Below are 12225 nucleotides of genomic sequence, written 5' to 3' on the forward strand. Positions count from 1 at the left end.
AGCTTAATGAACAATTTATTTGCGGACCGCATTACCGATGTCCCGCGATCCTTTATCCGCGAGATATTGAAAGACGCACTACAACCTGGAACCATCTCCTTTGCAGGGGGGTTACCCAATCGCGATTTATTTCCGTTGGAGGCTATTAGTAGCGCCAGCGAAAAAGTGTTTAGTGGCATAGGCCGCGATGTTTTGCAATACAGCAGCTCTGAAGGTTATGAACCGCTTCGCGAGTTCATTTCAGCGCAATATGCCGAAAAAGGCCTCGACATTCCGGTAGGCAATATCCTTATCACAAGTGGCTCGCAACAAGGGCTGGATTTACTGGGCAAAGTTCTCTTGAACGATGGCGATGGGTTAGTTATCGAAGAGCCTGGCTATCTCGGCGCGATTCAAGCATTTGCACTCTATCGCCCCGAATTCATACCGGTAACCGTTGACGAAAACGGTATGGACTGTGATCTGTTGGCAGAGAAACTCCAACAGCATTCGCCTAAATTATTCTATACCGTCCCCAACTTTCAAAACCCATCAGGCATTACCTACCCAAACGCGAATCGTGAGAAAGTTGCCGCGCTGGTTAAAAAAACCAACGCCTATTTTATTGAAGACAACCCCTATGGCGACTTACGATTTAGTGGTGAACACCAAACTTCATTCAAGCATTGGCTGCCGGAACAAACGGTATTACTAGGTTCATTTTCCAAGACGGTAGTACCAGGTTTTCGTTTAGGTTGGATCGCCGCTCCGACGTCATTAATGGAAAAATTAATTATTGCAAAACAAGCAGCGGACTTGCATACCAACCAACTTAGCCAGTGTATCGTTCACCAGTATATAGTAGACAACGACTTAAACGCCCACATACGAGAGATTGTAGCGGCTTATGGAAAACAAAAGGATGCCATGCAAAGCGCTATTGAAAAGCACTTTCCCAAGGAGGTTCGCCACACCAATCCCGAAGGGGGGATGTTTCTCTGGGCCACCCTGCCCGAAGGCGCAAGTGCACTTAAGTTGTTCGAAATAGCCGCGGAGAAGAAAGTTTTGTTTGTACCCGGTGATCCTTTCTATATCAACCAAACACATAAAAACACACTTCGCTTGAACTACTCCTGCGTCGACCAAGCCACTATTGTCGAAGGTATAGAAAGGCTCGCATGCGCGATGCAAGAATTAGGGTGTCTTTAAGCTAAAGTGAAAAAAGCTAGAGCGAAAAACTCTACAGAGGTCAGACAGTCATCGCGTCAATGAGCTTGTCTAAACTTTCAAGCGCTGAAGGCTCGATACTAGAAATACTGCAACCTACCCAATAAGATCTATTAGCATCTTCATCTCTGGTCCAGAGGCAGTCGATAGACATAGGAATTAACTGTGTGTCGCCAATGGGCTCGGGGAGGTGTAAGTCTATTTTGTAGATCGTACCTTCCTTGTACGGGAAATTGCCCATCATCATTAACCCTTCTCGATGAATATTAACCACTTGGCCGAGAAAGGCTTTACTAGCACGGTCGTATACATTTACCGAGCCAGTGAGCGTGTGCCGTTTTAAGCGGCGCTTTTCCTGACCTGGCGACAACGGTTCCATGTTATTTCTCCGGGGCAACAGCCTCCGCTCTCGCATTAAGGCTTTGGAAAATATTTTCTAGCGCACGCTCGAAGAATGGTTTGGTGCTTCCTGCAATAACTTTAGCTTCACCGGACAACATCATTCTTGCCAAGGCTAAACCAGACTTCATGGCTACTTTTTTACCCATTTGATCTACCAGCATGTAGTGCATGGTTTTCGAGTTATACCAAGCGACTTTCAAGCGTTTTCCACCGTCGAACTCAAACCAAGTCCCGAACTCAATCATTTTTAAGTTCTCAACCATTTTTTCTTCTTCTGGTGTGGGCTTTTCTTCAGGCTCTTGAACGTGACCTGCTTTTTCAGCCGCCTTAGCTTCCAACTCTTCCCGCTCAGGCTCAGGAGCTGGCGCCACTTTACGGCTTTGCATCGCTTGCTCCTGTAGCGACAATACTGCCTCTACAAGCTTTTTCCCTTTTGTTTGATCATAGCCAATTGTTTCGAAACCGTTTTCAATAACGTCGAGTAAATCGTCATGCAGATCCATTTGCTTGGCTTTTTCTTTGGGGTCCGTTTTAGGCTGGATACTCCAAAGAACGTCATCAATCGCTTTTAATGCCTTTTGCCACAATTCAGATTCATCACCATAACGCAGCAGCAAAAATGCCAGGTAATCAGACCATGGTTGCAACAGCAACAATAAGATCGCTGATGGCAATTCTTTACCATCTGTTCGTGACCGCACTTCATTGTTAACGCGTATTTTTACTTCGCGTAATTTCTCTTCACCTTGCACTTTTTCAAGCGCACGCTTTTCCATCAAGTCTTGTCGGCGAGAAATCTTTTTAACATAGGAGCTAAACTCTAATAACAGCTCCGCGAACAACCGCACATCTTTTTCAAAGTCTTCTAAAACCCGTGAGACAATTTGTTTTACCTTGGTGTAAATTTCATATTGCGATGAGCCATCGTTACTCACCCATTTCGAACCCGCTTCCGCCAAGGAATTTAGCAACAAACGAGCCGGGTGCTCAGCTTTTTCAAAAAAGGAACTATCAAGAAACGCAACCTTTAAGAACGGCGTATGTAAATAACTTAGGATAGCTTTGATGGAATCCGGCAGATTTTCGTCAGACAGCATGTATTCAAACAACATACCCACCAACTCGATGGTATGCATATCCATACCATCAAGCTCGCCATCTTTGGATTCTTCTTTCAGTTGCTCCGTTAATTGTTGGCTAGCGGCGTTGATATCAATCGGAGTAACAACCTGGGCCTGATTTTCAGTTGCGTCTGAAAATACCGCCGTATTGGATAACGCCTGCCCTTGTAAGGTTTGCAGTGCGGTGACAAGCTGTTGATTAGAGTACGCAACCGCTCCAGTTCCAGCACCAGAAGGCGCCACACCATTGGGTGCAGCTGCGCCGCCTGGGCTTTGGTTGTAACCTGAAGGCGCGGCACCTTGTTGTGCGGCCGCTGGGTCACCCATCGCGATGTGATTTTGCAAGGTGCGAATTGCGTCGACTAGCTGACCTTGGTATTGCTCTGTTGGCCCGCCGGCAACAGGAGTCTGCACGACGTTTGATTGTGGAAGCGCCTGCGCAAAGCCGGGGGGCCGTGCCGGAGCTTCCCCCTGATTAACCGGTCGCGGATTAGACTGCGGCGACGCAGGGGGCTGAGTTTGAGTTGCACCAGCGGAATCGAAACCTGGCAATGGTAGATCTACCGCATCGCTAGCCGCATGCGTGCTGCGGGTAATTCCAGGTAGTATTTCTTGATTGATAAAATAACGATTAACGTCGTCCAATATTTCTTTTAAACGCGCAATAAAAACATTATCAAAGATTTTGTAGGCAATAATCTTTGATTTAGTATCAATAGAGAGCTTTTGCATGCCCTTGCGCAGTGCTTCGCAAAACTGGATGGGGCTAACGGGATTGTTATATTCTTGGACCGTCTCACCATTAATCAGCACCGCGAAACGCTGATTAAGACACCACAACTCCTCGCCATAAGCTTCCTCGGCTCGTCGAGCAACAGACGATATAGCGATTGTTTCTTCTAGGTCTTCGTTATCGACCAACGACAGCATATCACCACGGTATTTTTCTTCGCCGGTGCGGGTATTAAGTTTTTTATTTTTAAACTTTACGAAACCTTCTGCGGTTGTGGTGATAAAAAACTGCTTAAGGTTTTTTCCGTTAATGCGGAATTCCCGCACGGTCTCTTGAAGCTTGGTCGCTTCTTGATTGGTTTTAGCACCATCCGCAAACTCTAGAAGCTTCTCATCCAGGGCCTTGAAAAATTTCATGAAAACATCTTCGCAGTGGTCTGCGCAGACTTTCTGCAAGTGCTTGAGGTGTTCAACGGCTTTAGCCTCAGGGAATTGCCCTACTGCATGGAGGTGTGGCCGGTTTGGATCGTTTCGCGTGTCGCTCATAGGTGTCCGATTCTACTTGTCAACGAGTATCCCCATCAGTCCACAATCCCCGGTTGTTCTGAAGGAAGAGCTGGACCTACACTCTAGAAGTGTAGCCAAATTGTGGGCAATTGACGGAAATTTGAGGTGAAGATGGTCTTGCTCCCAACTATACGAGCCCATTGCAAGTCGCAACGCTTAGAAGGCTGTTGCTGACCCTAAAGGTCCGCGCGCTTAGAATACCATTGCTAACCTTGCGGGATATTAGCATCAAAAGTGAACTACTTCACATTTCTGGAGGCTTAAGAGGTGTAAAGACCTGTGCCAGCGGCAAATTCGTGAAAAAGCAGCAACTACCTGCGTTTTTTTAAAAAGCTTAAATAGTCTCGCGACGCTTGCTCTACATCGGAACCGGGTGAAGCAAACCGTACCGCTTGCTCTGCGAACTGTGCAGCTCGATTTAAATCATCCATATTGGTATAGGCCTTCGCCAACACCATATATAGCTCGGAGTTACGACGATCGATGCGCAAACCGCGTTCGGCGAAAGCAATAGCGCTTTGTGAATCGCCACCGCTAAGGGCCTGCTGCGCCTGCACTAACATTTGATCGCTCGCCTTAGTCGGCAACACTCTGCCAGCCGGGGCTGTTTCATCCTCGACCACAGCCGATTCAGGTCTATACGACGTACAACCTCCGGCAAATAGCAAAGAGATAATAACAACGCTGACTAAATACCGATGAAGAGACAATTGTTTCAACTTTTTACCTCAATGAAGGAACTGATCTGGCAAGCACACTTTAACGATTAACACCGCCGTTTCAATGCCTGCAAGGCACTGTCACTTTCGGCTCACTACCCTTGATGAAAGGCACTGCCACCGCAGACCGACAGCGCTCCCTACTTAGACCATTTTGTACGGGATCAACCCAAAAACGTTGAATTCGCTTGTCGGGGAAAATCTCCAGCGAGCGTGTTGGTACGTCGTTAAAAATATCCCCCCACACCCGCATGGCACCGGTTGCTCCCGTCAGCGGCGTCGCACCATTATCATCCCGGCCTACCCAGACCACAGCGAGGTGGTCCCCTGTGAAGCCTGCAAACCAGCTATCACGCTGATCGTTAGTTGTCCCAGTCTTACCCGCTATAGAAATCCTCTCATCGATCGTCCTGTAAACGGTCTTACCTGTGCCTTCTCGCATGGTTGCTTGTAAAGCGAATTGCAGGAGTTGCACGGTAGCGGGGTCAAAGCGAATATCGGCGTCCAACGGATAGCGAGCCAACGGTTGTCCCTCAGCCGTTAATACCGAACGAATTGCTCGCTGCGGCGTATATACCCCTTCAGCGGCAATTGTTTGATACATCGCCACCACATCAGCTGGCGACAAATCGATGGAGCCCAAGAGAATTGCTGGTAACTCAGGAATATCGACCTGGATCCCCAAAGAATGCAGCGTATCAATCACCGTATCAACACCCACCGTGTACCCCAAACGTGCACTGGCCTGATTATAGGACTGCGCCAACCCCTGATAGAGCGGTATCACGCCGTGTGACTCCAAAGAAAAGTTTTTGGGCTGCCAAATATTATTTCCATCAATGAACACACTTAACTCAGAATCATCAATTGGTGTGATAAGGGTGTACCGTGCTGCATCGTTTAGGGCCGCCAAATAAATAGCGGGTTTCGCCAATGAGCCAATCGGCCGTTTCGCGTCCAGCGCCCGATTGAACCCTGATGCACGCGCCTGCCGATCCCCCACCACAGCCAAGACTTCTCCACTACCGACATCCGTCACTATCGCTGCACCCTGTAAAGACTTCGCATCCAATTGATAGTCGCTCTCTAACCGCTTCAAGCGCTGGGATATCGCTGATTGGACCGCACTCTGAACACGTGGAGATAGGGTGGTGAACACTCGAAGCCCTTCACTTCGCAAATCGTCTTCGTCGTAATCTCTTTGCAGTTGACGTTTAACCAAATCAATAAAAGCTGGGTAGCTATAGACACTGGATGCACTCTCTGCCACCACATCCAGCGGTTGTTTAAGCGCCAGCTCCGCTTCCAGCGGATTAATCAAATCGTTTTCTCGCATCAGCCTAATAACCACATCCCGACGCTCTGTCGCACGCTCCGGATTACGCCAAGGGTTGTAGTAGGACGCCCCTTTCACTAAGCCGACCAACAGCGCTATTTGGTGAATTTTGAGTTCCCTTAGCGGTTGACGGAAGTAATGTTGCGCGCCCAGTGCAAAACCATGGATACCTCTAGCACCACTTTGCCCCAGGTACACCTCATTCAGATACGTCTCTAATATTTCCGACTTGCTGTAATGGAAGTCCAACGAAATCGCCATAATTGCTTCATTGAACTTGCGCACTAAACTGCGTTCATGGTTTAGGTAAAAATTTTTCACTAACTGCTGGGTCAAGGTACTACCGCCCTGGACCACCTGCCCTGCTTTCATGTTCATGTAGGCAGCACGGGCAATGCCTCGCAGAGAAATACCGAAGTGTTCAAGGAAGCGACGATCCTCGACAGCGATGAGCGTTTCCCCTAACAATGGCGGAATATCCTGTAGCCTAACAAGCAGCCTATCTTCCATGTGGGCAGGGTAAATCCCACCAATTTCCTGTGGCTCAATACGGACAATGGCAAGGTCTTGCCCCGCCGCGTTGTGCAACGCACTCACAACATCGCCATCGAAAGACACACGCATCGCTTGGGGTTGCTCACTGCCATCCCAAAAGGAAAACCCACGGCTAAATAGCTGAACCTGTGCGCCATCAACCCAGTAACGGCCAGCTTTGGTGACTCGACTATTACGCTGATAACCTAATGCGTTCAGTTCAGACACCAATTCACTAAGGCGTAGCGGCAGTCCGGCGTAGAGTTCTAAAGGTTGGGCATAAACCCTGGCAGGCAGCGCCCATTTTTTTCCTTCAAACTTATCTCGAACCACCCAATCCAAATAAGCGGCCCAGACACTGCCCAGTAGTGCAGGCACCAATAGCCACAGCCACCAATAACTGAGCGCTCGACGCCACCAGCTTGGAGACTTAGGCTTGTGATGTCTGCGTGTGGGCTTATTAGATTTGCGAGAGCGAGTGCGTGATGATTTGCCGGGCATAGTAATATTGGATGATTAAGGGATGACTAGTTTACTGGCCCGCGAAAAGATTATCGAGACACATTCCACGGCCTTTCATCATCGCGCAGAAAACGTGATAATGACCACTAAATGAGAAATGACTCCCGATAAAAACAGACAGAATTAAGGCACATTGTGATGAATGATGGTTACCACATCTACGGTATGGGTGCAGCGCTAGTCGATACCGAAATTGAAGTCAGCGACGCAGACCTTGCCACGCTAAGTATTGATAAGGGAGTCATGACGCTAGTCGACGAAGCTCGCCAGCAAGCATTGATTGAGCATTTTTCTGATCACCTTGTTGCCTCTAAACGCGCCTCTGGTGGTTCTGCGTGCAATAGCATCATCGCCGCCAGCTACTTCGGAGCAAAAAATTTCTATTCTTGCAAAGTGGCTGACGATGAAAACGGACAGTTTTACATTGATGACCTCCGTGATGCGGGGGTTGATTACCACCACACCGGAAATTTAGAAGCTGGCACCACAGGCAAATGCTTAGTGATGATTACCGACGATGCCGAGCGTACCATGAACACCTTTTTGGGCATCAGCGAACAGCTATCAGATATTGAGATACACGCCGATGCTGTCGCAAAATCTCAGTATGTCTATATAGAGGGTTATCAAGTTTCATCAGAAAGCGGCAAATCCGCTGCAATTAAATTACGCGAGCTAGCGGAAAGTCACGGCGTGAAAACGTCACTCAGTTTATCCGACCCTGCCATGGTGCAGTTTTTCGGAGACGGTCTAAAAGAAATGATTGGCGGCGGCGTCGACTTATTATTTTGTAATGCTGAAGAAGCCAAAGCATTCACGCAAACCGAGAGCATTGAGTCAGCAGCCGAAGCCATCAAGCAATACACAAAAACCTTTGCGATTACGCTCGGCGCTGAGGGCGCATTAGTATTCGATGGCGAAAACACCATAAAAATCGACTCACACCCGGTGAAAGCCATCGACACCAACGGCGCTGGCGACATGTTTGCCGGTGCATTTCTATACGCGATTACACACGGTCATGATTTTACCACGGCGGGAAATCTTGCTAGCCTCGCATCGGCAAAACTAGTCACGCAGTTTGGCCCCAGGCTTCCGGCTGCCCAGCACGACGAAATCAAGCAGCAAATCATCGGCTAACTAAACTAAAAAGCAACTGAACATGGCAGATACAGAAAAAACTCCAAACCAAAGTACTCCGCCACCAAAACCGTTTGATAGCCACACGTTAATGTGGCTATTTGCTTTTTTTGCTGTGTATTATTTTGCCTTAAGCCTAACTGAAGCCAAACCAGACAATATTGGCTATAGCGAATTTAAACAGGCCGTCATCGCCAGCCGTATCGCCGAAGTTACCTTTAAAGGCGATCAGATTCACGGACAGTACCGCAACCCCACCGGTGACCAAGCGGCTCAATTCACTACGGTAAAACCGAATCTTAATGATGCAGACCTTCTGCAATTACTCGAAGACAACAATGTTGCCATCACAGCGGTAAGCTCCGAGGAACCACGATGGTTTCAGCTGCTATTGGGTGTACTTCCCTGGTTACTCATTCTCGGTTTTTTTATTTACTCTAGTCGCATGCTGCAACAACGGATGGGCGGCGGCAGCAAAGATGGGATATTTGGTTTTTCAAAATCCAAAGCGCGTTTATTTGAATCGAATGATAATCAAATCAGCTTTGAAGACGTGGCTGGTGCCGAAAGCGCCAAGCAAGATTTGCAAGAAATTATCGACTTCCTAAAAGATCCCGCAAAGTTTCGCCGCCTCGGCGCAAAAATGCCTCGCGGTATTTTGTTAATGGGCCCGCCCGGCACAGGCAAAACCTTACTCGCGAAAGCCACTGCACACGAAGCTGGCGTACCGTTTTTTAGTATTAGCGGTTCTGAATTTATCGAAATGTTTGTCGGTGTTGGTGCATCCCGCGTACGCGATATGTTTACCGATGCACGCAAAAAGGCACCGGCGCTTATTTTTGTCGACGAAATCGACTCCGTTGGCCGAGTACGCGGCACAGGTTTAGGCGGAGGCAACGACGAACGCGAACAAACACTGAATCAAATACTCGCGGAGATGGATGGCTTTAGCGCGGATGAAGCCGTCGTCGTACTCGCCGCCACCAATCGCCCGGATGTACTCGACCCAGCGCTATTACGCCCCGGACGTTTTGATCGCAAGGTCACACTGGAATTACCACAACACAGTGCTCGCAAAGATATTTTAAATGTGCATTTGCGCAAGGTGCCGTTAGAAAGTAATGTCGACGTCGCGGAAATCGCTAGCATGACAGTGGGTTTTTCCGGCGCGGACTTGGCAAACCTGGTGAACGAAGCCGCACTCCTAGCCGCTCGACGCGACGCCGAGAAAGTCAGTCGCGACGACTTTAACGATGCCCACGATAAAATCATTATGGGTAGCGAGCGCAAAGATTTAGTCAACCCGTCGGAGCGACAACGCACCGCCGTGCATGAAAGCGGCCACGCGCTCGCTGCCCTCTTACTACCTCACAGCGATCCTTTACGACAAGTCTCTATTATTCCCCGCGGACGTGCGCTTGGAGTCACCGAACAACTCCCTGAAGAAGATCGGCACAATTACACGGAAGAGTATTTAATGACGCGGCTATCCGTTATGTTGGGCGGCCGCTGCGCCGAAAAAATCGTACTGAATAATACCAGCTCAGGCGCCGCCAATGATTTAGAACAAGCAACGCGCCTTGCTAGGATGATGGTAGCGCAATGGGGCATGAGCGATCTATTGGGCCCGGTGCATTTTAAAACCGGTACCGAACATCCGTTTCTCGGTTACGAGATACAGCAGGATAAAAATTTCAGCGAAGACACCGCTCAAAAAATTGATAGCGAAGTCCGCCGGATTATTAGTGAAGCAGAAATTACCACGCTCAAAATCCTGGGTGACAATCGAGATAAATTGGATACATTGGTTGAGGCGCTGCTTAAGAAAGAGACTTTGGAAAGATTAGAGATTGACGAGATTTTGGGTACGAAGGTTAAGTAGTTGTGTCAGCTGACTCTTTCAGAAAGTAGTTGGTGGGCTTCCGTACTTCGTGGTGCCGGTGCTTGTAGCGGGCAGCCCTTCCCAGACACGCTGTGAATACATCCGTGTAGCTCTCTTCGGCATCCATGCCTCAGAAGGTCTGGGAAGGGCTACCCGCTACAAGCACCTAGTTGGGAGATAATGCTAATCTTTTGTAGGGTAGTGAGTGGTATGTTGCAGCTGATCGCAACCGACAGCTGAACAAAGAACATGCATCTCTAGGGTGATGTTGTAAATAGTATAGATTTTAGGTTGACGCATTTTGGCTGCTACCCTCGACCAAAAACAGCCAACGGCTAACGTCGGTAGCAGCCTCGATGCTTTTGGGCGTCGCCTGCCTTTGTTACACTTTTTTGATGAGTTTTCCTGTGTATAAGTCTTCTACTGGAAAGATCATTGTGTAGTCATCCCAGTTAAGATTTCCATCAATTAAATCATATTCGAGAAACTTATCTACTTTTTTGTACCGCTCATAATCGGGGTGCCCCACAGAGAAAATGAATGGTGCAAAATCCAACACCGTTTTATGGCCATCGTTGAACTGAATTTCTAGAATATGGCCTGTGATGTGTTTGGCGGTATCAACGGATAACTCGGACATTCTTTACCTTCTGAGTAATAATTTGTGGAATGATGGTGGATTTCTTCACAAAGTAGCCAATCCATTTTTCTACAATATCATCTGCATAAGCGTTGACGAACTCTTCAAACTCTTTGCGTTTCTTGGAGTCTAGGCCTGGGCCTCTATCCTTAATTAGGATTTTGCTTATCTTTCCATGCAGCATATGTATTTCTGCCTTTGATTCTCTACCTTGAAATTTACCATGTATATGTATGGGCTCGTGTTCATTGCTGTAGAAGAATAAAACGATCCCAAGGTATTCATAGATTTTTGGCGTTTAAAATTCCTTTTTTCGGTTTGTAATTTTTTTAATCAAGACACCCACTCTACCAGTTGCATCTCGAAAGGCATAACTGTATATTTGAACAGCTTTTCAGTTTCGCTTCACAGGACGTGACCGATGCCCAAACCCCGCAAGTTACAAGTCTCTTTGGACGCCACTCCCTACTACCACTGCGCTTCCCGCTGTGTCCGTCGAGCTTTTTTATGCGGCACGGACATCTATACGGGTAAATCCTATGAACATCGACGGCAATGGGTAGAGGATCGCATTCACTTTCTCGCGTCAGTTTTCGCTATTGATGTCTGTGCGTATGCGGTGATGCACAACCACTTACATGTGGTCTTACATATCAATCGAGCGAAAGCCTTGCATTGGACAGATGATGAAGTCTGTCAGCGCTGGCATCAGCTATATAAAGGGACGTTGCTCACACGACGGTTTAGCAACGGCGAATCACTTACCGAGGCAGAGCGTGAAGTCGTACAGGTCAAATGCGACGAATGGCGTTTACAGCTCAGTAATATCAGTTGGTTTATGCGAGCATTAAATGAACCGATTGCGCGTATGGCCAATGCAGAAGATGGATGCACGGGAAAATTTTGGGAAGCGCGTTTTACCTCACAAGCCCTTCTCGATGAAAAAGCCCTCGCGGCTTGTCTCGCCTATGTTGACTTAAATCCAGTTCGAGCGCGAATTGCTCACACCCCGGAAACGTCTGAGCACACCGCCATAAAACAGCGGTTGGATACATTGAAAACCGAGCAGATTCAACCGTCTACGCTTTTTCCTTTCGTGGGTAACCCGCGCGAACCAATGCCTGAGGGATTACCTTTCCGCTTACTGGACTATTTAGAATTGGTCGAATGGAGCGGACGAATTATTCGTGAAGACAAACGTGGTTTTATAGATCAGGATTTACCACCCATCCTCGAACGCTTATGCATTGCCCCCGAACAATGGCTTACACTCACTACGCAGTTTGAACAACAGTGTAAAACACTGGCTGGCGAAGCGAACCGTATGCGAGAGGCCGCCGCTATGATGGGATATCGACGTACACCAGGGCTACGGCAAAGCTTGTCGTTGTTTCAGTAACTCAACTCCCACCTATGATTATCGC

10 protein-coding genes are annotated in these 12225 nt (G+C 48.1%); 4 read left to right on the top strand and 6 right to left on the bottom strand.

Annotation, left to right across the window (positions count from 1 at the left end):
- Positions 1–6: 6 nt before the first annotated feature.
- The gene (locus tag ACZ5NB_RS13760; RefSeq protein WP_460234512.1) at positions 7–1188 is read left to right on the top strand and encodes an aminotransferase-like domain-containing protein; all 1182 of its coding nucleotides are present in this window, start codon (positions 7–9) and stop codon (positions 1186–1188) included.
- Between the two features lie 40 nt (positions 1189–1228).
- Here the strand turns inward: ACZ5NB_RS13760 and ACZ5NB_RS13765 are convergent, their stop codons facing one another.
- The 4 genes from ACZ5NB_RS13765 to mrcB form a co-directional block, all read right to left on the bottom strand.
- The gene (locus ACZ5NB_RS13765; protein WP_460234513.1) at positions 1229–1585 is read right to left on the bottom strand and encodes a PilZ domain-containing protein; all 357 of its coding nucleotides are present in this window, start codon (positions 1583–1585) and stop codon (positions 1229–1231) included.
- Position 1586: 1 nt separating this feature from the next.
- Positions 1587–4007 carry a DUF1631 domain-containing protein gene (locus tag ACZ5NB_RS13770; protein WP_460234514.1) on the bottom strand — a complete coding sequence of 807 codons (2421 nt, stop codon included), beginning with the start codon at positions 4005–4007 and terminating at the stop codon, positions 1587–1589.
- Positions 4008–4339: 332 nt separating this feature from the next.
- Positions 4340–4747, bottom strand: a complete 408-nt coding sequence (locus ACZ5NB_RS13775; RefSeq protein WP_460234515.1) for a hypothetical protein — start codon at positions 4745–4747, stop codon at positions 4340–4342.
- Between the two features lie 61 nt (positions 4748–4808).
- Positions 4809–6995, bottom strand: a complete 2187-nt coding sequence (gene mrcB, locus ACZ5NB_RS13780; protein ID WP_464107561.1) for a penicillin-binding protein 1B — start codon at positions 6993–6995, stop codon at positions 4809–4811.
- 282 nt (positions 6996–7277) lie between these two features.
- Between mrcB and ACZ5NB_RS13785 the strand changes: the two genes are divergently transcribed.
- Complete coding sequence (locus ACZ5NB_RS13785; protein ID WP_460239398.1) at positions 7278–8279, top strand: adenosine kinase; 1002 nt, start codon at positions 7278–7280, stop codon at positions 8277–8279.
- 22 nt (positions 8280–8301) lie between these two features.
- Positions 8302–10161: an ATP-dependent zinc metalloprotease FtsH gene (ftsH, locus tag ACZ5NB_RS13790; RefSeq protein WP_460239397.1), complete on the top strand. Its 1860-nt coding sequence runs from the start codon at positions 8302–8304 to the stop codon at positions 10159–10161.
- Between the two features lie 382 nt (positions 10162–10543).
- Here ftsH and ACZ5NB_RS13795 read toward each other — a convergent pair whose 3' ends face one another.
- Both ACZ5NB_RS13795 and ACZ5NB_RS13800 read right to left on the bottom strand, forming a co-directional pair.
- Entirely contained in the window at positions 10544–10801 is a 258-nt protein-coding gene (locus ACZ5NB_RS13795) for a hypothetical protein (RefSeq protein ID WP_460239396.1), read from the bottom strand.
- On the bottom strand, positions 10782–11090 hold the full coding sequence (locus ACZ5NB_RS13800) for a DUF4160 domain-containing protein (RefSeq protein WP_464107946.1): 309 nt from the start codon (positions 11088–11090) through the stop codon (positions 10782–10784). Before ACZ5NB_RS13800 ends, ACZ5NB_RS13795 begins: the two co-directional genes overlap by 20 nt.
- Before the next feature lie 132 nt (positions 11091–11222).
- Between ACZ5NB_RS13800 and ACZ5NB_RS13805 the strand changes: the two genes are divergently transcribed.
- Positions 11223–12200, top strand: coding sequence for a transposase (locus tag ACZ5NB_RS13805; RefSeq protein WP_460239395.1), 978 nt, complete (start codon positions 11223–11225; stop codon positions 12198–12200).
- The last annotated feature ends 25 nt before the right edge of the window (positions 12201–12225 follow it).

The sequence above is a fragment of the Aurantivibrio plasticivorans genome, from assembly GCF_055392955.1.